This is a genomic window from Pleurocapsa minor HA4230-MV1, assembly GCA_019359095.1.
GTDB classification, from domain to species: Bacteria; Cyanobacteriota; Cyanobacteriia; order Cyanobacteriales; family Xenococcaceae; genus Waterburya; species Waterburya minor.
Window position 1 is genome coordinate 82,924 of sequence record JAHHHZ010000026.1, and the last position, 21,916, is coordinate 104,839.

Annotated in this window: 20 protein-coding genes; 11 read left to right on the forward strand and 9 right to left on the reverse strand. The window is 39.3% G+C overall.

Annotated features, from left to right (window positions below):
• Nucleotides 1–49: 49 nt before the first annotated feature.
• The 3 genes from KME09_18290 to KME09_18300 all read right to left on the reverse strand — a co-directional run bounded on the left by KME09_18290 (nucleotide 50) and on the right by KME09_18300 (nucleotide 4,527).
• Nucleotides 50–2,032, reverse strand: coding sequence for a GAF domain-containing protein (locus KME09_18290; GenBank protein MBW4535891.1), 1,983 nt, complete (start codon nucleotides 2,030–2,032; stop codon nucleotides 50–52).
• A gap of 232 nt (nucleotides 2,033–2,264) precedes the next feature.
• On the reverse strand, nucleotides 2,265–3,266 hold the full coding sequence (locus tag KME09_18295; GenBank protein ID MBW4535892.1) for a thiamine-phosphate kinase: 1,002 nt from the start codon (nucleotides 3,264–3,266) through the stop codon (nucleotides 2,265–2,267).
• A gap of 142 nt (nucleotides 3,267–3,408) precedes the next feature.
• Nucleotides 3,409–4,527: a peptidylprolyl isomerase gene (locus KME09_18300; GenBank protein ID MBW4535893.1), complete on the reverse strand. Its 1,119-nt coding sequence runs from the start codon at nucleotides 4,525–4,527 to the stop codon at nucleotides 3,409–3,411.
• 284 nt (nucleotides 4,528–4,811) lie between these two features.
• Between KME09_18300 and efp the strand changes: the two genes are divergently transcribed.
• The 4 genes from efp (at nucleotide 4,812) to KME09_18320 (ending at nucleotide 7,723) form a co-directional block, all read left to right on the forward strand.
• Nucleotides 4,812–5,372, forward strand: coding sequence for an elongation factor P (gene efp / locus KME09_18305; GenBank protein MBW4535894.1), 561 nt, complete (start codon nucleotides 4,812–4,814; stop codon nucleotides 5,370–5,372).
• Between the two features lie 111 nt (nucleotides 5,373–5,483).
• Complete coding sequence (gene accB, locus KME09_18310) at nucleotides 5,484–5,975, forward strand: acetyl-CoA carboxylase biotin carboxyl carrier protein (GenBank protein ID MBW4535895.1); 492 nt, start codon at nucleotides 5,484–5,486, stop codon at nucleotides 5,973–5,975.
• A 193-nt stretch (nucleotides 5,976–6,168) separates the two neighbouring features.
• Entirely contained in the window at nucleotides 6,169–7,026 is an 858-nt protein-coding gene (locus KME09_18315; GenBank protein ID MBW4535896.1) for a DUF2993 domain-containing protein, read from the forward strand.
• Nucleotides 7,027–7,072: 46 nt separating this feature from the next.
• The gene (locus tag KME09_18320) at nucleotides 7,073–7,723 is read left to right on the forward strand and encodes a GerMN domain-containing protein (protein ID MBW4535897.1); all 651 of its coding nucleotides are present in this window, start codon (nucleotides 7,073–7,075) and stop codon (nucleotides 7,721–7,723) included.
• Between the two features lie 82 nt (nucleotides 7,724–7,805).
• On the opposite strand, the gene KME09_18325 is transcribed toward KME09_18320, so the two are convergent.
• Nucleotides 7,806–8,618, reverse strand: a complete 813-nt coding sequence (locus tag KME09_18325; protein ID MBW4535898.1) for an SDR family oxidoreductase — start codon at nucleotides 8,616–8,618, stop codon at nucleotides 7,806–7,808.
• A gap of 260 nt (nucleotides 8,619–8,878) precedes the next feature.
• Here KME09_18325 and KME09_18330 point away from each other — a divergent pair, with 260 nt between their 5' ends.
• Complete coding sequence (locus KME09_18330) at nucleotides 8,879–9,034, forward strand: hypothetical protein (protein ID MBW4535899.1); 156 nt, start codon at nucleotides 8,879–8,881, stop codon at nucleotides 9,032–9,034.
• A gap of 173 nt (nucleotides 9,035–9,207) precedes the next feature.
• Nucleotides 9,208–10,074 (forward strand): metallophosphoesterase, encoded by an 867-nt coding sequence (locus tag KME09_18335; protein MBW4535900.1) that lies wholly within the window; start codon nucleotides 9,208–9,210, stop codon nucleotides 10,072–10,074.
• 61 nt (nucleotides 10,075–10,135) lie between these two features.
• On the opposite strand, the gene KME09_18340 is transcribed toward KME09_18335, so the two are convergent.
• Nucleotides 10,136–12,202, reverse strand: coding sequence for a hypothetical protein (locus KME09_18340; protein ID MBW4535901.1), 2,067 nt, complete (start codon nucleotides 12,200–12,202; stop codon nucleotides 10,136–10,138).
• A gap of 739 nt (nucleotides 12,203–12,941) precedes the next feature.
• On the opposite strand from KME09_18340, the gene KME09_18345 reads away from it, so the two are divergent.
• The 4 genes from KME09_18345 (at nucleotide 12,942) to KME09_18360 (ending at nucleotide 17,281) form a co-directional block, all read left to right on the forward strand.
• Complete coding sequence (locus tag KME09_18345; GenBank protein ID MBW4535902.1) at nucleotides 12,942–13,904, forward strand: circadian clock protein KaiA; 963 nt, start codon at nucleotides 12,942–12,944, stop codon at nucleotides 13,902–13,904.
• Nucleotides 13,905–14,015: 111 nt separating this feature from the next.
• The gene (kaiB, locus tag KME09_18350) at nucleotides 14,016–14,324 is read left to right on the forward strand and encodes a circadian clock protein KaiB (GenBank protein MBW4535903.1); all 309 of its coding nucleotides are present in this window, start codon (nucleotides 14,016–14,018) and stop codon (nucleotides 14,322–14,324) included.
• Nucleotides 14,325–14,433: 109 nt separating this feature from the next.
• The gene (gene kaiC, locus KME09_18355; protein ID MBW4535904.1) at nucleotides 14,434–16,032 is read left to right on the forward strand and encodes a circadian clock protein KaiC; all 1,599 of its coding nucleotides are present in this window, start codon (nucleotides 14,434–14,436) and stop codon (nucleotides 16,030–16,032) included.
• 568 nt (nucleotides 16,033–16,600) lie between these two features.
• Nucleotides 16,601–17,281, forward strand: a complete 681-nt coding sequence (locus KME09_18360) for a response regulator transcription factor (protein MBW4535905.1) — start codon at nucleotides 16,601–16,603, stop codon at nucleotides 17,279–17,281.
• A 208-nt stretch (nucleotides 17,282–17,489) separates the two neighbouring features.
• On the opposite strand, the gene pyk is transcribed toward KME09_18360, so the two are convergent.
• Nucleotides 17,490–19,247 carry a pyruvate kinase gene (gene pyk / locus KME09_18365; protein MBW4535906.1) on the reverse strand — a complete coding sequence of 586 codons (1,758 nt, stop codon included), beginning with the start codon at nucleotides 19,245–19,247 and terminating at the stop codon, nucleotides 17,490–17,492.
• Nucleotides 19,248–19,648: 401 nt separating this feature from the next.
• On the opposite strand from pyk, the gene KME09_18370 reads away from it, so the two are divergent.
• Nucleotides 19,649–20,230, forward strand: a complete 582-nt coding sequence (locus KME09_18370; protein MBW4535907.1) for a hypothetical protein — start codon at nucleotides 19,649–19,651, stop codon at nucleotides 20,228–20,230.
• Between the two features lie 9 nt (nucleotides 20,231–20,239).
• On the opposite strand, the gene KME09_18375 is transcribed toward KME09_18370, so the two are convergent.
• From KME09_18375 to KME09_18385, 3 genes are all read right to left on the reverse strand, one after another.
• Nucleotides 20,240–20,800 (reverse strand): PD40 domain-containing protein, encoded by a 561-nt coding sequence (locus tag KME09_18375; protein ID MBW4535908.1) that lies wholly within the window; start codon nucleotides 20,798–20,800, stop codon nucleotides 20,240–20,242.
• A gap of 1 nt (nucleotide 20,801) precedes the next feature.
• On the reverse strand, nucleotides 20,802–21,071 hold the full coding sequence (locus KME09_18380; protein ID MBW4535909.1) for an HTH domain-containing protein: 270 nt from the start codon (nucleotides 21,069–21,071) through the stop codon (nucleotides 20,802–20,804).
• A 428-nt stretch (nucleotides 21,072–21,499) separates the two neighbouring features.
• Nucleotides 21,500–21,667 carry an NblA/ycf18 family protein gene (locus tag KME09_18385; GenBank protein MBW4535910.1) on the reverse strand — a complete coding sequence of 56 codons (168 nt, stop codon included), beginning with the start codon at nucleotides 21,665–21,667 and terminating at the stop codon, nucleotides 21,500–21,502.
• Between the last annotated feature and the right edge of the window lie 249 nt (nucleotides 21,668–21,916).

A 21,916-nucleotide genomic window follows, 5' to 3' on the forward strand; every position in this document is an offset into this window, starting at 1 on the left:
ATTTCAAGCTATTAACCGATCGACTAATATCAAATAGCCGATCATCAGCCTAGCCAATAGATGGTTGAATTTGTGGTAATCTCAAGACAAAAGTAGTCAAGAATGTTGTCTCATCCTCAGCCACAGGATTACTGGTAACATCAATCTTACCGTTCAAATGTTCCACTAAATACTGAACTAAAGTCAGTCCCAGACCTGTTCCTGGCACAGCGCGATCGGTAACTCCTTTGCCACGTCGAAACTTATCAAAAATATGGGGCAGTTCTTCGGCGGTAATGCCCGCACCAACATTAGCCACCGCAATGACAATTTCTGATTGTTGGGCAGCTAACTGATGAGATGCAGATAGTTCAATCGTCGTGTGAGTATCGCAATACTTACCAGCATTCAAAAGTAGTTCATGTAAAATATATTCTAAACTTTCCGCATCAGTATGAATTTTTAACTTTGGCGGATCGACAGCACAAACTAAATTAAGATTTCGCTCTGACTGCCATTTTGCTGTGAAAGATTGCCGCAAATTTTCAATAGTTTGACCCAAATCCAGTTCTTGGGGTCGATAACTTAACTCTCCTGATTCTACCTGTCGCAGCGTCAGCAAATCTTTAATCAAATTATATTCACGATTCCATTCTTGCTCCAAAATATCTAAATACTTCTCTCGCATTTGTGGAGATATTTCTATCTGACGCAGCATCTTAATCGCGATTTTCATGCTGGTTAGAGGGGTCTTGAGTTCATGACTCATGCTATTCATAAAGTCATCTTTTAGCTGATTGAGTTTTTGCAGCTGTTTAATGTGCTGACGCATCTTAGTCGAAAGCTTGCCCTGCATATCCATACTAGATTTCAGTTGCGCAGTTCTTTCCTCAACAACTAGCTGGACTCGATTAAGGGTTTGCTCGTGAATAATTGCCGTACTTATCTGTACTCCAACCCAATTCATTAACTCCAGTTCATCCTGCGACCAATTGCGCGCAACATCACTTTGCAAGACTAGAAAACCCAAAACCATTGCTGAATCGGTTTCACTAGTTTTTTTACCCATCAAGGGCATCATCATTAGGGCGCTACCTCTGGTCGCAAATGAGTCCACAATCAAGTCAGGGAAAGAAGCATCAGAGTCAATGTGCAAACAGTTGGGGGCATTACGCCAGGCTTGTTGACACAGAGCTGAATGATTAAGGCTAAATGAAGATTCTGCTGGTAATGAAGCTGCCAAATCAGAACTCCATTGATAATCAATTTTGGCAGTACCCTTAACCAAGTCGCGATCGCGATCTTTGGCTCTCAATGGATTACGATACTTAAACATCAAAATCAGGCTGCGATCTAGCCCCAGAGCATGACCAATCTCGCTTAGACAATTTTGTAAGAGTAATTCGAGTCGATAGCCCTGACTAATTTCTCGACTAAGATTTTGGAGTAGAGTTTGATAGCGAGATTTAGTGCGAGATTGTTGCTGAAGTTGAGCTTGGGAAATAGCGATCGCCAGCGGATTTAAGTTTTGAGTGAGCAATTTATGTTCATCATGAGTCCATGATGAATCAGACTTGAACATCAATACTAAGCCATTAGTTCGCTCTTGAAACTGGGTTGTAATCCCCACCCAAGTCTGAGTCGGTAAACTATTTTGGATTAAGCAATTAATTGTCTTAAATAGAGGAGATTTCGGCTCAAGTAAAGACTGGGTGTGATTCTGAGGGATTGATAAGTGGGATAGCTGCTCAATCACTGGCTCGATCAGTAAGCCTGTTTCTTGCCAATAGGCAATTTCATTGACCTGAACAGAATCAGTCCCCCGCGACAGGACAATACATCCGTCCGCAGCAAACGAGCGACTAATCGTTGTTGCTAGATCTAACAAAATTTTTGAACCATCTGAATTGTTCAGGGCAATCTGCAAAATAGCGTTTGCCAACTGATCGCTACCTAGGGCTTGTTGCATCATCTTAGGCAATCGCTGCTCTATACTTGGGTGAGAAATTGAACGGGACATTAATCTTAATGAACCTCGATCGAGTTGATTCATGACAGTTTTACAGAGCTACTCCCGATGATCGAGAGAAAAAAATTATTGATTTAATAGCTCACAATCTTCTCTTACAGCATTATCATTCCCATTATTAACTAACAAATCTATAACAGGATAACCATTTTAATCGTGGTATGAATGAATAAAAAGAGCTTCAATTTAGCTCATTTTGCCTTATTATGCTAAAAAAATTCAACCATGTCTGGCAGAATCAAATTTTCCCTAGCAACTAGAAATGCTGAAATCCTTCATTTCTAGCTAAAATCTCTGGCTCATCGGCTAAATTAGAGGAATCTACCATCTTGATGGTATTATTTGCCGTAATCGTGCCAATTATTGCTGCGTTATTATCCAGCATCTGCACCAATTCTATTGCGTAGGACTCAGGAAGACATAAAACCAACTCAAAATCTTCGCCACCATTAAGTACCCATGACCAGGCTGTCTGATTTCCTGCTAACTTGCTTAAGCCTGAAAAAACTTGGATGCTAGAGCGCTCAATTATTGCGCCAACCCCACTACGTTGACAAATCTGCTCGATCGCATCTGCCAAACCATCGCTGCTATCCATTCCCGCGATTGCAATTGATTCAGGAATCTCTCTCAGATAGGGCAGAACATCTAATCTCGGTCGGGGCCGTTGATGCGCCTCAATTAAGCGCTCTCTTTCTGCTGCGGTTAAACTATTTGCTCGCTCGGGGTTTAGCAGTAACTCTAATCCACCCCGTGACAAACCGTGTAAGCCAGTAACTAAAATAACATCTCCTGGTCGCGCCTGATGACGACAGATAGCACGCTGGGGTAGCACTTCACCCAAGGCGGTAATTGCCAAACTCACCACCGTCGAACGACAAATATCTCCCCCCACTAAAGGAGTTTGATAAGCTTGAAGACAAGCGCTCATGCCTTGATAAACCGATTCAACCCAGCTGACTAACTTAGTGCCTGGGAGAGATAGCCCAACGGTAATTCCTAGCGGTTTTGCCCCCATTGCTGCGAGGTCAGAAAGATTAGCCGCTACAGCTCGCCAACCCACATCAAAAGGACTAGTAGTGCGATCGCTAAAGTGAACTCGATCCACCAGTACGTCTGTTGTCACCACGATAGATTTATGGGGAGCGATCGCCAAAATCGCACCATCATCCCCCACCACATCAGCAGGACAAAAACGCTGCAATCTCTCTAATAAACCATGCTCACCTAAATCTTTAACCAGAAGTTCGTCAGTCATGGTTAATTACTGATTACTGATATTGTCCTAAAGGATACATCTTCGGATATACCCTTGTGATCTTACTAATTAGGTGGGCATAAAGAACATTGAAAACACACAAGTATAATTTGCTCGTTTACCCACCCTACTGTTTCATTGCTTATTGCTCAGGTTCTTTCAGATTTTCAATTCCTTCAATCACCTTAGCAGAGATAATTTTGTCTCCTGCGGTTAATTCTTCTAAAACTTCCTTGCCCTCTGTAAGATAGCCAAATACAGAGTAACGTCCATCCATGAGGTTATATCCAGGGGGGGTAACTTCCGTATCAAACTTGAAGAAGAAAAACTGAGAAGAACCACCATTAGGATCGTCACCAGGACGAGCTAAAGCCATCGCACCATATGAGTTAAAAGGAATTACTGGTTGATCTAGGTAGCGACCTAATTCTTCTAAAGTCTCACCGTATACGGGTAAATCGTCCCCTTTAACCAAGACTTCCATGGGAATTGCTCGATATTTATTAGTTTTGGGGTCAATAAAACCATTGGCTTCTCCTGGTGGATCTCCCGCCTGCAAGATATAAAAGTCTTCAGCACGATTAAAGTCTAAACCATCATAAAAACCTCGTTTGACTAAATCAACGAAATTACCAGCGTTAACGGGCGCACTATAACCATCCACCACGACTTGAAGATCGCCTTTATTCGTTTCAATTGCTACGGTTGCTCTACCCAAAAGCTGCGGTAAAGAAGAGTACTCGGCAGGAACTTCAAACGGATAACCTACTACCATTAACTCTTCTAATTTAGTGACCAAATTAAGCAGCTCTTGTCTTTTGATATAGGTTGCTTCACGATCTTTAGTACTAACGATCTCTTTTAGTTCTGCCGTTCCCGTAGTGAGTTGGTCAATTAGTTCTTCTGCTTGAGCTTTACGCTCATCAGGAATACTCGCCAATAACTGTCCACGCCGACTAGACAAGACAAAACTTGCATCTGTAATGTTGCGATCGATATTTTTCCAGCGTTTAGCCCTAAGCTTACTAGAGATTTCTTCTAAACTTTTTTGCAGTTTTCTGACAGAATCATTATCAATGGGTAGCGCATAGCGCAAAATAGCCTGGGGATCGGTAACAGCATCACCCTGAGCCAGGATAGCCGATGCTTGCGGTTGCCAGCCTACCAAACCGATAACCATCATCATCACTGCTAAAACAAAGGTGGTAATACGATGAAGAGGCTGATGTCTTCTTAAAAAGGTATTTTTCTTGATGTTCATAAATTTAATCTTGACAGTCGCCCGAAAATATTAAGCCAAACCAAAACTACTAAGGTGTATATTCTTAGTATTTGCTCACTCTTGTCAACATTTCTTTACTTCTGTTGGTACTCAATTGCTTCTAATTTAAGAACACGAAAAATAGGTGATTAGAGACTTTAATACGCCAAAATAATTAATCCCATCATCATTACTTTATCTTTTCTCCCTACTGACACGCCTTTGCAAAAGCCCGCCATCAGGTACAATTAAATGTCGATCTTTAAGCACATATTTTTAGCTTCATGATTTCTAGTAATGACTTTCGTACAGGAGTTACTGTTGAGATGGATGGTTATGTCTGGCGAGTGGTGGAGTTTCTCCACGTCAAACCAGGTAAAGGTTCAGCATTTGTGAGAACCAAGCTCAAAAACGTCCAAACAGGAAACACCATCGAAAAAACTTTTCGTGCTGGAGAAACCGTTCCTCAAGCAAATTTAGAAAAGCGCACCATGCAATATACCTATAAAGACGGAGAAGAATTTGTCTTTATGGATATGCAAACCTATGAAGAGACGCGCATGAGTAGTGACAATTTAGGCGATCGCATTAATTTCCTCAAAGAAGAAATGGAGGTTAATGTCATTTTTTGGGACGACAGGGTGCTAGAAATCGAATTACCCACTTCCGTCGTCCTAGAAATCACTGACACCGATCCAGGCGTGAAAGGAGACACTGCTACGGGTGGCACGAAACCTGCTATTGTCGAAACAGGCGCTCAGGTCATGGTACCTCTATTTATTACCATTGGTGAAAAGATTAAGGTCGATACTCGCGATGGTTCTTATCTAGGTCGAGAAAATTAAATTTTTACCTTGAAATTCATCAGCAATCTCCGAAATCTCTTAGGTACGTAAAATACTACACAACTATCTTTGAGAAAGAAAAAACTACTCTTAATAACGGCTGTATAGTTTGTGTCTATAAATTTCCAAGAACTTCGTGAACTGTTAGGGGCGATCGCTCAAACCGACATCACCGAGTTGGTTCTCAAAAACGATGATTTTGAATTAACGGTACGTAAAGAAAAAGGCTTGGTAGCAGTTGCCCCGACTGCGATTGCGCCTCAGCTTGTTGAAGCTGTACCATCCACTGTACTAACACCCCCCGAAACCAAAACATCCCCTCCTCCAGAAACTTCTACTGCGCTGACGGTGGATGATAAGAAATGGGTGGACATCACCTCGCCAATGGTGGGGACGTTTTATTCTGCTCCTGCTCCTGATGAGGATTCTTTTGTCGCAGTAGGCGATCGCATCAATAAAGGAGATACGGTATGCATCATTGAGGCGATGAAGCTGATGAATGAAATTGAGGGGGAAGTTACAGGACAAGTTATGGAAATCATGGTTCAAAATGGCGAACCAGTAGAGTTTGGCCAAGTTTTGATGCGAGTTAATCCTGGCTAAAATATCAAATATGTAGCATAAGTTCTAGATTTAAAACTCTATTACCCATTACCCATTACCCATTACCCATTACCCATTACCTTTGCTCAACTTTTAAATGTTGTATACCAACAAAAGTTCTATCCTCGCCATTAAGATCGAGCAATGCTAACTTCAGAAAATATTTAACCCTCAAAATTGAGGAATTAAGCTGATGGAAATTCTGACGATTGTGCTTGCAGGACTGCTGGGCATAGGTTCTAGCGGAGGAATAGTCTTGGATAAGATTACTCAAGGCAAAATTCGCTCCCAGGTGATTAGTGTCGAACAGCAGGCAGTGAGAATAGATAATCAACCCAACTATCGCGCAGCTGAGGGAAAATTAGCTCGTGTCCGAATTGCCAGTCGAGGAGTTAGAATCAAACCTGGTATTAGGATCGCCTCTGTTGATTTAGAAACCGATCCTTTAGCCGTAAAACTCGCCAAACTAAAGTTAAGCAACATCGATCGCTTGAGAGAGTCTTTAACTGTTCCTGCCGCTGGTGCAGTGAAGGTAGTATTAACAGAAAAGGATCTCAATCAAGCTTTGCAATCAACTGAGATTCAAGCTCAACTCCAAAACACCCTTAATCGGCTGATAGCCAGTAGAGCTGGTTCAACTAACATTAATTATCAATTAGCAGATATCCAGCTTAAACTGCGCCCCAAAAATCGCCTTCAGGTTAGTTTTGAGTTAAGTAGACCTAGACCAAAAAATCTTAATTTAGAATCAAATGCTACTCCTGGAACTTATCAGACGAAAAATCCCTCTAGAGAATTAGCTATTAGTCTAGAGTTAACCCTCAAAGTTATAAATGGCAAAAAAGTTCGTATACTCAATCCCCAAGGAACTGTCAATGGTCGTCCGATGTCATCTAGACTACTTAATGGTTTTGCCACAGGAATTAGCGATCGCTTGAATCTAAATACTTTGTCAGAAGACGGAATTCTAGCCCGTATCCTACAATTAGAAATCAATGAAGATAAATTACAGCTAATTAGTTTCGTTAGACTAGAAACAAAGATGCCATAATCTTCAGTTACAACCCAGACATTTCCTTGTATCAGGAGCATAATCCATGCAGGATCGTAATAAAAATCGCCTTTCAATCACCGTGATGGCTGCCATCACAGGACTTATTTTAGCAGCAGGAGGAGGTGTTGCTTGGTGGACAAAATCTAACCTGGAACAAAAGACAAAAAATGTTCAACCCGTTCCTTCTCCCATTGAAAAAGCTGAAACTGATATTCCTGCACCAGCAGCAATTACACAAGATCTAATGGTAGAAATTTACTGGCTCAATCCTACAGGAGAGAGTATTGAATTGGTTTCTCAACCTATGACTTTTCAAAAATCAGTTAAGCCAGAGCGAGTTTTAAAAGCAAAATTAGAAACTCTCCTCGCTCAACCACCAGCAGATGCTAAATATACGACTGCTATACCCCCAGGCACTAAGTTACTAGACTTATCCACTGATAAAAAAGGAATTCATCTTAATTTATCTCAAGAATTTATTTCTGGAGGAGGTAGTGCCTCAATGAGTAGCCGACTGGCACAGATTATTTATACCGCCAGTGCTTCAAGCGACAATGAACCCATTTGGATCAGTGTCGAAGGTAAGCCATTAGAAAACCTAGGAGAAGAAGGGATTCTGGTTAGTCAGCCAATGACCAAACAGAAATTTAAGCAAAATTTTGAAGGTTTTAGCGTAGACAAGTCTGATTCTTAGACTGGTTGATTGCGTTTATCTTGTCTCAAGTTGCGTCAATTTATTGTTTTGCCTTTATTAATCATCAATCATCTCTTATTTACTATTTATTAGTTCTATCGACAATTCTATCAAAGTACCAATTCAGCCAAGGAGACAGTAAACTATGCCAACGGTTTAAAATTCTTAATTCCATCCCAGGGGCGATCGCAAATTGCTTTTTGGCTACTCCGCGCAAGATCTGTTGGGCTACATCTTCAGCACTCAAGATTTTAGCCGAGGCAGTAATTTTCTTTGTCTCTAGAGGCTTGATTTTATTTTCCGCAGCCAGTTGGGGAGTATCGGTATCGGGAGGATAAACCACCGTTAAGTTAATTCCTTTTGGCTTGAGTTCTCCCCTTAACGACTCTGCCAAGCCTCTAATGGCAAATTTTGACGGGCAGTAAGCACTATAGCCATAAATACCAATTAATCCTGCTCCTGAAGAGATCAGCACAATCTGCCCTTGCTGGCGCTCAATCATAGCAGGTAAGACAGCTTTAACACTGTATAGAGAACCAAAATAATTGATTGCCATGGTTTGTTCAAACACCTCTAAGGGAATTTCTGAGAAATACCCAGGATGAGCTATTCCTGCGGAGGTAATTAATAAGCTTGGCGCGCCTAAATTAGCGATCGCCTCTTCTAAAACAGAGGTGATGGATGCTCGATCTGCTACATCAGCAGTGGCGATATTGATTTGCTGAGTCTGATTAACTACGACTTGCTTTATTTCCTGCTGTGCTTGGATTAACTTTTGGCGATCGCGAGCAATTAAAGTAATGTTTGATCCTTGCTGTGCCAGTAACTTAGCGACTGCTTTACCAATCCCACTCGAACCACCAGTAATCATCGCGTGTTGATTGAGATATTTCATCGCTATATTTTCTTGAAAGTCAAAATTTGTTTAAAGAAACTGCAATCAATTTTCTCATATAGCAGTAGGGGCGATTCGCGAATCGCCCCTACTAATTTTGTACGGCTATATCTGTCGCCTCTTCTTTTAAGATTAAGTTTGTTTATTGATAATAATTTGCAATAACTAGAGATAAATGATAGGTTAGTTTTGTGATAGCAGAGGATATTAATTTGCTCTGTATCTTTTCTTTATCTGTAGATTATGTAATTCAATCAATTATGAATACATCTGATAACAATAATCGAAATAAGCTTCCTCAATGGCAATCAGAAAAAATGAGAGCTTTAATTGAAGAACGTTGGTCGGAAGTGTGGGAAGTTGTCATAGCGAGGAAACATTCCTCACAAAATTTATCTAGTCATTCTAGAAGTTGATTAAAATTTGCAATTTGGTAATATTTTTTTAGCGTTACTCATTGCGGAAAAAGCATAACCTGTTAAAGGTTAATTATTGCCGCTCAATTTGCGCTGCTGTTTGTCCAAAGTTCAAAAACAAAAATTAATGATTAATATGGAATAGCACTTTTCTTTATTTAACCCGATCGATCATGCTGGTAACGGAACATCTTCAATTTCGGCGAACAGTTAGAAGATGGCTCAGACAATCAGCATTAACTACAGTTATTTTATTTCTTTGTTGCTATATTTATGGAACAAAAATAGAACCTAATTGGATTCAGGTTGTACCAATTCAACTGACAATTCCGCATTTAGATCGCGCCTTCGATCAATTCAAACTGGTTCAGATTAGTGATCTGCACATTGGTAAATATATGCCAGAATCACGGTTAGCCAGAATTATTCAGCTAGTTAACCAGCAGCAGCCAGATGCGATCGCGATTACGGGAGATTTTGTCAGCAAAGGCAGCCGTTTTCAGGCACAAAAACTCCAGCAGCAGTTAAGTCAGCTTCAGGCAAAATCAGCCACAGTAGCGGTTTTAGGCAATCACGATCATTCGAGAAGAATCAAATTGCTTAAACAAACTTTGCTCAAAAGTAAAATCAATAATTTGGATAATCAAGTCTATATTATCCAGCGTGGCTTTAAACAACTAGCTTTTGCTGGACTAGACGATCCTTATTGGGGTGAACCAAATCTGGAGAAAATCATAGACCATCTACCCGATCGAGTCCCGACAATATTTTTGGTTCATGAACCAGATTATATTGAAAAAAGCGCCACGACTCATAAATTTGCTCTACAACTATCAGGTCATTCTCATGGAGGACAGATTAAAATTCCTTTTTTTGCTCCTTTAGTATTACCCTTTGGGAGTCAAAAATACTTTGCGGGATTAAATCAAGTTGAAGATACTATTGTCTATACTAACCGTGGCTTGGGTATGACTAACTTACCGATGCGAATTGGCAGCCGTCCAGAAATTACAGTTTTTACACTCCAAAGTTCAACTTGATTACTTAGTCCTAAAGGATAAGCTTCGCAAATAATTAGTAATCAGTAATTAGTAATCATGCTCAAGATTTGATGGCAATTTGAATAACTTGGATTAAATCGGCAATATTACACTGTTGAGCAGGAAGTAAACAAGGATAGACATTTAGACCTTCAATTTGATTGGCAGCTTCGGTAATTCTAGTGTCTAGGGTAATGAGGGGTAAAGTAGCAAGATGTTCAGATTCTTGAAGCGATCGCAAATAAAGACTTGGTTGAGCAATTTGATGACCGTTTAAGATAATAGCGTCCAGTTGCCAAATACGAGCTAGATTGTGTGCTTGTTCTAAGCTATCGGCTTCAATAATGCGATGTTGATAACCAGTTTGCTTTTCGTAACTATCTGACCAACTCTTGAGATCGAAGTTTAAGCTTTGGTTGTGGCTAACTTGAGGATCGATAACTTCTAATTCTGGATAGAGACAGAGAATAGTTAGGTTTTTAGTCGTGCTTGGATTAGCAGCATTGGGTGCAATAGTATCGGTTTGATGAGAGGATTGAGTACTCTGGGTGGGTAAAAATAAGGTAAATTGACAACTTGTGGTTGAGCAAGCATGACTTACTCTAGCCTCAAGTATTTCTGATAAGCATTTGGCAATCATCAAGTTTAAACCTGGATTGACTGTCGCCGAAATTGGCTGACCAGTAATTATAATTGCCGTCGCCTCTGATAAGCTTTTGATTTGAATCTTTAATGGTTCAATAGTCTCGCCAGCAGCTATTGCCTCTAAGATTAAATGGGACAGCACAGAGGATAGGACTAATTTGTTAGCGATCGCCATTTCACTGCCTAGCTCAATACTCAGCTTGGGTTGAGCAAAATCGATGCTTGAGTTTAATCTCCCTTCAATTGAGTGAACCTTAGTCAAAACTGCTCGGTAAAGCTGGCGACAGAGAGACTCTAGGTTAATCAATTCTAAATCTTTTGGCTGCTCACTAGTCAAGGCGGTTAACTGTAATAAATCATCAACCACGCTCATCATTTTTTTGCCGCTACGGTAAATTAATTCTACATAGCGAGTCTGGCGCTGATTCAGAGTACCTAATTTTTGTCCTTGGAGTAAGCTAGTTAAGCCGACGATGCCTGTTAAAGGTGATTTAAGCTCATGACTAACGGTAGCTAAAAGCTGATTTGTCGAGACTTCTGAAGTTGATGTGAGATTATCAGTTGTTGCAGGAGATTGTATCTGCGGAGTCGCTAAAACTAAATTATGTGGTAAATGATGTGACTCACCTACTGCTGTCTGCTGGCGATCGCTAATTAGAGGTATTTTTAAGTAATTCCAGCTCGATCTGTGTGTGTCAATGCTCAAAGAATCTTCGCGAAATTCTAACTCTTTAGTTAAATCAGGTTGACGATAATTAGCTCGATTATCCCCTTGTGGATGAGGCGCTAAGGATGCTCGCTGCCTATCAATCAACCATTTTGTCATCTCCTTTAGCTCTACTTGGGAGGATACTAATGGAGATCTTGAAGCTGCGTCTTGATTCTCTGCAATTAATTGCTGCCAAAGTTGATTAGTATAGATTACCTGTCCTTCTGCTGTCTCAATTTTGCTCGGTAAAGCGATCGCCTCAAGCAAACTAGTAAGATAATCCAGACTAGGAGATAATTGTCTATTTTCGGGCGCAACAGGTTTTGAGACTAAGTACTTAATAATTTTGTCCTTGTCAAGTTTTCCCAGTAACTCTCCTTGGTGATTGACAATTAAACAGACTCTTTCTTCTTTCAACCAACTATACTTTAGCCGACTAAAAAATTCATCTACTTTAGTATCAGCTTGGTAGACCATTGCTGGTTCGATCAAGGTTGTTACATCAGGAATCAACCGACAGCTTGTGCGTTGCTGATACATGAAATTTCTGGGATGACTAGTTACGCTTAAGCGATCGCCTAGCCAAACTTCAGTAACTAATGATAATAAATCTTCGGAGTTAATCACTCCCCAACCTAATTTACCTTGGTCAATTGCCAGCATTTTACAATTTGAATGCTGAAAAATATTCATTATATTACCTAAATCTGTTTCTGCTTGACAGATCGGCACTGGCTCAACAAATTCTTTGAGGGAGAAAGAATGATTAGACATAGGTAATTAAAACATCAAACATATTATTTGAGTTTCTGGCTTTGAAGATAGATTCAACTAATGTTTAGTTTTGACCAAGTAAATTTAGATAAGACTTAATCGTCTTTTTAGTTAGTTAAGATTAATTAAACATCACAGACTCATACGAAATCATAGGATGTATAATCATTAAGCTTCGGTTACTTTTTGTTCAAACCGCGTTCTTACAATACTAAAAATATTGAAGGCTTGTCTAGTTAATTCTTGATAAGTATTCAATTAAATTTAAAATTAATTAGCTATCCTCTGAAAAAGATAGTCCCATGTTCAGCCAGTTTCAAAATGAACAATAGACTTTCATGGCGCTAGTTTCTGCTTGCGCTGCTGATTTTGAATTAAGCCGTAACTTTAAGTAAAAACTGGAACTTTAACTTAGCATTTAGTTTAATTGAAATCAATAATTTTCTTAATAATTAAACTTTGCTTCAATTAAAAATTAACTTTATACACATCATAATAGTACTTTTTACCAATAAAATAAATTGGTTTTTCGTAATTTTTTATTACAATCTGCAAAAATACGCAATAAATGTTAAATTTCTATTAAAGAATAATACTCGAATAGTGATTTTATTCCGTGACCTCATTCTGTTGTATAAAAGTAATATACAAGCTTGACATTAGCTGTTGCTAGACTTAAATATCAAATTAAGATTATTCTCCCACAAGCTCCCACAAGTATTAACCTTTGCCGTGTACAATGTCAGACCATCAAGATAATCATTTATCGTCAGAAACCAGACCAACTAAGTTACAAATCTGCTTGTTTTCTACTCAGTCACAGTTATGGGATTGGTTCAGCAAACTATTAAACAGCGATCGCTACGAGCTTAAGTGTCTTAGTCTGATGGAAGATTTGACTGACTTTGTCATTAATAATTATGAGCAGATTGACTGTCTCGTATTGAGCTGTAATGAACAGCTAGATTTATTATTCAATCAACTATGGCAAGCAGAAATTTTGTTGCCGACAGTTATTTTGGAAGGAGATTCAATTAGTCTAGAAAGCGATCGAGCAAATGATTTTGCTAGTTGTTTGCTTGATTTAGAAGCCAGTAATATCTATCATCAGGCGGAGGTTAGACTGTATCCAAAACAGCTCAAGGAAATAAACTCCTACATCAATCTGGCAGTTAATAAATTTATTAGTCTTGCTCCTGAAAGTAAAACTAGTAAATATTTTGCCTGCAAGGAACAGCAGGATGCAACAGTACCAAGATCTCTAATTACCCAGCAACGACGTTTGACTGACAAGCTAAAAGAAAGACTGGGTTATTTAGGTTTTTTTTACAAGCGTAATCCTGATTCTTTTTGGCCTAATTTATCTCCACCAGAGCAAGAAGAATTAGCAGCTAAAATTAGTCAAAGCTATCGCCAAATCTTACTGATGTATTTTACCCATGATGGAGAGATCAATAAGTTAATTGATGAATTTGTCGATCGCGCTTTTTTTGCCGACATCTCCACTTCGCAAATTCTGGAAATACACATGGATTTGATGGATGACTTTTCACACCAGTTAAAAATAGAGGGTCGAAATGATGATATTTTGCTGGACTATCGCTTACCTTTGATTGATATCATCTCTCATTTATGCGAAATCTATCGGCGCTCCATTCCTGAATCGGATGCCCCACTAAATTTGCTATTTACAGTGGAATAAATACCAAACTTTAAGTTAAAGTGAGTGTTTGGTAGTTCACAATATTTTAGTGTTTCTTAAGCAAGTTTTTCAATTTATCACTTTACGATAGTTGATAAATTGTTAGTTATTATGGATCAATTTAGAAAAACCTACGTACTAAAGCTGTATGTAGCAGGAAACACGCCGAATTCAGTCAGAGCCTTAAAGATGCTTAAAAACATCTTAGAAAAAGATTTTCAAGGAGTGTATGCTCTCAAGGTGATTGATGTGTTAAAAAATCCTCAGTTAGCTGAAGAAGACAAAATTTTAGCCACTCCCACATTATCCAAAGTTTTACCTCCCCCCGTGCGCAAAATTATTGGTGATTTAAGCGATCGCGAAAAAGTATTAATTGGTCTAGATTTGCTGTACGAAGAAATTCGCGAGCAAAGATTATAAAATCGAATGGTTAATTAGATGTAAAATATTAGACTAATTATTAAATATTGCTTAATATTAGCTATTATTAGTCAGTTTTAAGCATGGAACATCGCTAGTCCTGTTTTAGATGAACGAACCAAATTCCACCGAGCCACCTCAGCCAGAAGAACTTGCTCCCCAGGGAGTGCAGAAAACCCGCACGATGATTGAAGGGTTTGATGAAATCACTCACGGTGGTTTACCTATTGGCAGAACTACTTTAGTTAGTGGAACTTCAGGTACAGGGAAAACTCTGCTGGCGGTACAGTTTCTTTATCTCGGTATTAAATTTTTTGATTGTCCAGGAATCTTCGTTACCTTTGAAGAATCGCCGAAAGATATTATTGAGAATGCCTTTAGTTTTGGTTGGGATCTACAGAACCTAATCGATCGCGGTAAGCTATTTATTCTCGATGCTTCTCCCGATCCTGAAGGACAAGAAGTAGTTGGTAACTTCGATCTATCAGCACTAATTGAGCGCATTCAGTATGCTATCCGTAAATATAAAGCCAAGTTGGTTTCCATCGACTCAGTAACGGCAGTATTTCAGCAATACGATGCAGCTTCGGTAGTTAGGCGAGAAATATTTCGTTTAGTCGCACGTCTCAAGCAGCTAGATGTTACCTCGATTTTGACCACCGAAAGAGTGGAAGAATATGGAGCAATTGCTCGTTTTGGTGTAGAAGAATTTGTTTCTGACAATGTAATTGTCATTCGTAATGTTTTAGAAGGGGAACGTCGCCGTCGGACAATTGAGATTCTTAAGCTGAGGGGAACAACCCATATGAAGGGAGAATATCCCTTTACCATTAATAATGATGGGATTAATATCTTCCCCTTGGGGGCGATGCGTCTGACTCAACGCTCTTCAAACGTACGTCGTTCTTCTGGAGTTAAAACTTTAGATAAACTATGTGGTGGAGGTTTCTTCAAAGATTCAATTATCCTAGCCACAGGAGCGACAGGAACAGGCAAAACTTTATTGGTCAGTAAATTCCTCGAAGAAGGTTGTCGTCAAGGGGAAAGATCGGTCTTGTTTGCCTATGAAGAGTCGAGAGCGCAGCTATCTCGTAATGCTTCTTCCTGGGGTGTGGACTTTGAGGAAATGGAGCGTAAGGGACTATTAAAATTGCTCTGTTGCTATCCAGAATCAGCTGGTTTAGAAGATCACCTGCAAATGATTAAGTCAGAGATTACCGACTTTAAACCCTCGCGAATTGCGATCGATTCTCTTTCCGCCTTGGCTCGCGGAGTTACCAATAATGCCTTCCGTCAATTTGTCATTGGCGTTACAGGTTATGCCAAGCAGGAAGAAATTACAGGTTTCTTCACCAATACTACCGATCAATTTTTGGGGGCTAATTCCATCACGGAATCTCATATTTCCACCATTACGGATACCATTATTCTCTTGCAGTATGTTGAAATTCGTGGTGAGATGTCGAGGGCGTTGAATGTATTTAAAATGCGTGGTTCTTGGCATGACAAGGGAATTCGGGAATATGAAATTAGCTCCGATGCCCCAGAAATTCCCTACATCAAAGAATCCTTCCGCAATTACGAAGGAATTATTAGTGGCTCACCATCCCGTGTTTCGATCAATGAGAAAAGTGAACTTTCTCGGATTGCCAGAAATGTTAAAGACATCAATTTTGATAATTTTGATGGCGCTAAAGACGATAAATAAAGATAAATAAAAAATCAAAAAATCAATAAAAAATCTATTTTAAAATGAGTTCCGAGTTTTTTAGCTTTGTCAAACTAAGTCAAACTCAGGTTATTTTAGCTGAATCAAAATGCGATCGCCTGACGAAAAAAACACATAAAACACACATAACTGTATTTATTGATGATTAAATCGTGCAAGCTAATATTACGTCTACTACCTAAGACCGTTTTGATAAAGGATTGCGCCTTCCCTCGGTAGTAACTAAGTGGAGGAAGCGATAAAAACTCCACACCTAACTAGCTATACTTGACTGTCCAAAAACCTGCCAGTTCGCTCTCCTTCGGCTTTTGGCAATGGGTCACAACGGTACAACTCCCATCCAGTGCAATATTTGTTTTTGATTACATTAAATATATTATGGGAAACTTAATCTGGTAGCTTCTATCACAAGGTGTATTGTGAGTCTAAAATTTTTAGCTCAAATCACAACCAGAGAACTAAGTCATTTTAAATAGTAGAAGATCAGTTTCAACCTGATAACGATTAAGATTAAGCATAGGTAGATGCAGAAGTAGGCTAAAAGTTAATGCCTTTATTTATTTTGGTTGCTGAAGATGACCCAGCAATACGTTTGTTAATCAATGATTATTTAGAATTGAATGGTTATTCAGTCATTACGGCAGAAAATGGCGAACAAGCTCTATCGATGTTGGAAAAATATCATCCTCATCTGCTAATTTCCGATATTAAAATGCCGTATAAAAACGGTTATGAATTAATCACAAATATTCGTCGGCTACCCCAATACCGTTTATTACCAGTGATCTTATTGAGTGAATACAGTGAGACAACGGCTCGTATTCACGGTTATCAGGTGGGTTGTGATATGTATTTGCCAAAACCTTTTGAAATGGAGGAATTAGGGGCAATTATTCGTAATTTACTAGAGCGATCGCAAGCAATCCACTCGGAATTAAGATTTCCTCATACCGAGCAGATTGAGCCAACAAGTGTTATTGCTAGACCCGCCGAACTTCATAGTGCAGAAAAAGATCATGATTTCAGTAAGCTGTATGAAAAACTTCAATTAACTCAACGGGAAACAGAAGTTTTAAAACTACTGATTGAAGGCCGCTCAAACATCGAAATCGGTCAACAACTGCATTTATCCCCCCGCACCATTGAAAAATATGTTAGCAGCCTATTGCGTAAATCCGAACTCAATAACCGTATTGAACTGATTTGCTATGCCATGGAACATCATTAACTGACGTTACCCACAGAAAAGTTAGTAATTACAATTATGTAGGGAGATAGGGAGATAATTATTGCCCCAAGTCCCCGACGCGAAGCTAGTGCTAAAGCACTTGTCTCGCATAGTTGGAGATACCGCTACGCATATCCTTTAGGGCAAGTCCCCAAGTCCCCAAGTCTCCTAAATCTCCTAAATCCCCTAAATCCCACAAGATTTAGTCTTACTGCTTATTAACTGTACCTGAGTAAACTACACCACGCTTAGCATCAACAGTGAGAATTGCGCCTTCTCGAATTATCTCGGTAGCGTTTTTAAAACCCACCACGACAGGGATGCCCAAACGCAAACCAATTACCGCAGCATGACTGGTAATATTATCTTCCTCCGTAATAATTCCTGATGCTTGACGAATAATATCGACAAACTGAGCATTAGTAGAAGAAGTAACTAAAATCTCGCCTGGATTGAAATCGTGGATTTCGGCGGCACTTTTAGCAACTCTAGCGCGACCGCTAATTGCTCCCTGTCCGATGCCCGAACCTTCCCCTAAAATTGCTTTAACTAATTCAACCTTAATCAAATCCGTCGATCCTGCTACTCCCTGAAGCGTTCCCGCCGTCATTACCACCAAGTCTCCCGCAGCCAGCCAATTTTTTTCTTGCGCTACATTAATTGCAGCTTGGAAAGTTTGCGTAGCAGAAGATAAATCTAGTACTAATAGCGGTTTGACTCCCCAGACGAGCTGTAGCCGACGAGATACATAGACATGGGGGGTAATCGCGATGATGGGTGTTTTTGGTCTAAACTTAGAAACATTACGAGCTGTTGCGCCAGTTTTAGTTAAGGTCATAATCGCTGCTGCGTCTAGCTGGGAAGCGATTTCACCTACTGCTGCGGAAATAGCATGAGTTATCGAGCGTTTGGTTCGTTTAAGCTTGTTTGTACCTTGTTCTTGTTCAATTCTACAGGCGATCGTTGCCATTGTTTCCACCGCTTCAACAGGATAATTACCTACAGCAGTTTCATTTGATAACATCACGGCATCTGTACCATCTAAAATCGCGTTAGCCACGTCTGATACTTCCGCACGAGTTGGTCGAGGATTATTGACCATGCTGTCCAACATCTGAGTAGCCGTGATAATCGGAATTCCCAAACGATTAGCCGTAGCAATCAGGCGCTTTTGCAAAATTGGCACATCTTCGGCGGGTAATTCAACTCCTAAATCTCCCCGTGCTACCATTACCCCATCGCATAATGAGAGGATGGCATCCATTTGTTCGATCGCCTCATGTTTTTCAATCTTGGCAATTATGGGAATAGACTTACCTGCACTAACAATTAAATCTTTGATTTCTAGAATATCTTGCGGGTTACGAACAAAACTTAAAGCAATCCAGTCTACTCCCTGATCTAAACCAAACATGAGGTCTTCGCGATCCTTTTGAGTTAAAGCTTTAACCGAAAGACAAACCCCAGGAAAGTTCACTCCTTTGTTACTGGAAAGTACCCCCCCCACGACAACTCTACAGTGTAAGTCTTGATTAGCTTTATCAATGCTTTCTACCTGCATTTCTACTTTGCCATCGTCTAACAAAATAGTGGCGTTTTCTGGCACTTCTAACGCTAGCTTCTGGTAGCTGATGCAGCCAATTTCTTGGTTACATTCAACTTGGCGACTAGTTAAGATATAGCGATCGCCTTTTTTGAGATTTATTTTCCCCGCTACGAATTTACCTAAACGAATTTTAGGGCCCTGTAAATCTTGTAAAATACCCACGGGCTGATCTAGTTCAAAAGCAGTCTGTCTGATTAAACGTATCGCCTTTTGATGATCTTGTTGCGTACCATGAGAGAAATTGATTCTTAAGGTAGTTGCTCCCGCTGTAATCAATTGTCTTAGAATATCGGGCTTGAGGGTGGCTGGTCCTACTGTGGCAACAATTTTTGTCCGACGCGGGTTATTTAGCGATGACATTACTTTTCTGCTCTCGATTTTCTGGATTTATTTCAGTTCGCTGCATCTTCGCGACTTCAGCCAAGAGGCTATGCAGGAATTCTAGTCGCCAGCCTAGTTTACAACACAACTAATTGTTCTAAGCACATTTTTTCGCCGATCTATTTTTGCCGATCCAAACTTGACGCTGATTAATCCTAAAGGATACACTTCGTTATCAATTGTGCTGCTGCGATCGATGGTTAACTAGCAAGCTCAAATATAATTAGCTTTTGACTTAAATTAATAACTTAGATGCAGTTTTTGCACTTTCTTCAGTCGCTTTACTCTACTTTAGATATTAAGCTAAACTTACTTTCAATTAGTTGACTTTTATCTACCTTTAATAAAGCTGTTTATTTGCCAATTTTAATATTTTCTCTATGTTAAAAAAAAATGATCTTCTTCCTTTTATTTTGGCTTTGATTTCAACCGGGTTAATTGTCTCCATGGGCTTTTTTTGGTTAATCAAGAACAATATTGCAGGGTTTGGCAAAAGTAATTTGAATAAAGATAGCATTCTTAAAGCAGCAAATGTTCAAGTAAATCCATCCCCCTCTATTGCTACTCAAACAAATTTTGTCGTACCAGCTATCGTCCCTCAAGGAACTTCTGTAATTATCAATGGCTCAGACAAGCTAGCGCAGATTAATACATCTTTACGAAAAGGTTTTCACCAGCAATATCCTGGAACTGTAATTATTACCAAAGCTGATGGTAGTGATGTTGGTTTAGATCTTTTGTATTCGAGGAATATCGATCTCTTAGCCTTAGATCGTCCTTTAAACCAAGCAGAACAAGCAGCAGGCTTAACCGCCATTCAGATCGATCAATTAAAGGTTAAGCATAATCAGACTGATTCCGCTTTATATTACGTTTACCAGCAACCACTCAATCCAGATACAGAAGCATTCTTAGGTTATGCTTTTTCTGAGTCAGGAAAAAAGGCAATCAACAGTTATTAATTACGATAATTATCGTGGTGCAGGAGCAATGCTGGAGATTGGCGGTGCAGATAAATCAATTCCCGTTCCGCGATCGTAAATTTCAATATCCCATTGTCCTGAACGATTCCCTTCAAAAGTGACAAAGCGTCCATCACCGCTAATGCTAGGATAGCGAACTTCGCCAATAAAGTTTTGCGTAAGATTTTTGCTAGTTGCGGTGGAGCGATCATAAAGGTAAATATCAGATTTTCCTAACTGTTCTGAGCGATAGACAATATAGCGTCCATCGGCACTAATATCTGCCTGTGACTGCATACTTCCAGGTTGATTTAATCCAGGTAAAGAAACTAAACGCCGTCGCTGAAGATCGTAGAGATATACACTTCGTTTAGCTGCGCGATCGCTAGTGTAAACTAAATAACGACCATTATAGGAAAAATTGGGATCACCTTCAGCGGCGAAAGAATTTAAGGAAGCGTTGATGACTTGGGTAGCAGGGGTAATGTATCTAGACTGGCAACTACTCAAAAGTAACGTCGTGATTGCCAGAATTAATTTAAGTGAAGGCGGTTTTAAACACCACTTCATTTTAGAGACTTGGTTTGAGATCGGTTATTGAACAGCAATTTACATTATCAAGACAAACTTTACCCCATTGTAAAGACCAGCGGACTAATTCAACACGGTTGGCAGCATTAGTTTTTTTTAAAATATTACTAATATGATTGTCAACTGTTCTCTTGCTGATTTCTAGTCTCTGAGCAATTTTGTGATTACTCAACCCAGTTACTACCAGCTCGACAATTTCTAGTTCTCGAGCTGATAATAATGCTTCTTGACTAAGGTTCTCAGCTTCCATTTGGGTTTACCCAGTATATTTACTCACTACATTTACCTATTGTAGAAGGTAAAGTTTCCACTTAATTAGATTTTAAGTTGTAAATGAATTATTCCGTAATAATTACATTAAAATTTATGATAAATTGCTAAACAAAGTTACCAAATACCAGTATTTTGTTACCAACTTAGGTATTTAATTTAAGTAATAAGATTGGATTTAAGCGAGCTACGTTTTTAGATGATTACTCAAGATTAGGCAAAAATTCTGGTGCGCAAATTTTGGTGGTGCAAATCTACTTGTGTTTGAATAAGTTTCGATTCCTGTCGTTCCCAAGTACCTGAATCGAGCTATTTAAGTAAAACCATCTATTGGCGATGATTTTAAGGTTACAATCGCTAACTTTGCACCACAACAAGTCAGCTGCTTAATTAATTTAGGGAAAAATATTAGGCGTTCTTCAAGAGATTTTTGACCAAATTATCTTTGACCATCATTTGACGAAACATTTCTAATAAATATTCTTGTGCCTGTTCTTTGCTTAACCCCTGCACTTGTTCTTGAAGCACTTTTAACTTAAACTGCTGCTCCATACTCAGTTGACTTGATAAATCCATGGGCATCACTCCTTAATCTAATAAGTACTCAGCCTGTAGAAATTCTATTTACGAAGCTAAGTGTTGATTTGCACTTAATCTAACACCCACCCTATAAATAGTCCATAATGTCAAGTAATAATTAATCGAAGTAACAAAAAGTTATAAAATACTTATTAAAGAACTAGAATTTTGGTGTATTTTGATGCGGAAAAAATTTTAAAATCGACTAGACAGAGGTAATAGCAACTAATTTATCGATATAGTAAA

Coding starts and splice junctions, on each gene's coding strand:
- KME09_18290 (MBW4535891.1), bottom strand. CDS start 2,032: ATGAATCAACTCGATCGAGGTTCATTAAGATTAATGTCCCGTTCAATT.
- KME09_18295 (MBW4535892.1), bottom strand. CDS start 3,266: ATGACTGACGAACTTCTGGTTAAAGATTTAGGTGAGCATGGTTTATTA.
- KME09_18300 (MBW4535893.1), bottom strand. CDS start 4,527: ATGAACATCAAGAAAAATACCTTTTTAAGAAGACATCAGCCTCTTCAT.
- efp (MBW4535894.1), top strand. CDS start 4,812: ATGATTTCTAGTAATGACTTTCGTACAGGAGTTACTGTTGAGATGGAT.
- KME09_18315 (MBW4535896.1), top strand. CDS start 6,169: ATGGAAATTCTGACGATTGTGCTTGCAGGACTGCTGGGCATAGGTTCT.
- KME09_18320 (MBW4535897.1), top strand. CDS start 7,073: ATGCAGGATCGTAATAAAAATCGCCTTTCAATCACCGTGATGGCTGCC.
- KME09_18325 (MBW4535898.1), bottom strand. CDS start 8,618: ATGAAATATCTCAATCAACACGCGATGATTACTGGTGGTTCGAGTGGG.
- KME09_18330 (MBW4535899.1), top strand. CDS start 8,879: ATGAATACATCTGATAACAATAATCGAAATAAGCTTCCTCAATGGCAA.
- KME09_18335 (MBW4535900.1), top strand. CDS start 9,208: ATGCTGGTAACGGAACATCTTCAATTTCGGCGAACAGTTAGAAGATGG.
- KME09_18340 (MBW4535901.1), bottom strand. CDS start 12,202: ATGTCTAATCATTCTTTCTCCCTCAAAGAATTTGTTGAGCCAGTGCCG.
- KME09_18345 (MBW4535902.1), top strand. CDS start 12,942: ATGTCAGACCATCAAGATAATCATTTATCGTCAGAAACCAGACCAACT.
- kaiB (MBW4535903.1), top strand. CDS start 14,016: ATGGATCAATTTAGAAAAACCTACGTACTAAAGCTGTATGTAGCAGGA.
- kaiC (MBW4535904.1), top strand. CDS start 14,434: ATGAACGAACCAAATTCCACCGAGCCACCTCAGCCAGAAGAACTTGCT.
- KME09_18360 (MBW4535905.1), top strand. CDS start 16,601: ATGCCTTTATTTATTTTGGTTGCTGAAGATGACCCAGCAATACGTTTG.
- pyk (MBW4535906.1), bottom strand. CDS start 19,247: ATGTCATCGCTAAATAACCCGCGTCGGACAAAAATTGTTGCCACAGTA.
- KME09_18370 (MBW4535907.1), top strand. CDS start 19,649: ATGTTAAAAAAAAATGATCTTCTTCCTTTTATTTTGGCTTTGATTTCA.
- KME09_18375 (MBW4535908.1), bottom strand. CDS start 20,800: ATGAAGTGGTGTTTAAAACCGCCTTCACTTAAATTAATTCTGGCAATC.
- KME09_18380 (MBW4535909.1), bottom strand. CDS start 21,071: ATGGAAGCTGAGAACCTTAGTCAAGAAGCATTATTATCAGCTCGAGAA.
- KME09_18385 (MBW4535910.1), bottom strand. CDS start 21,667: ATGGATTTATCAAGTCAACTGAGTATGGAGCAGCAGTTTAAGTTAAAA.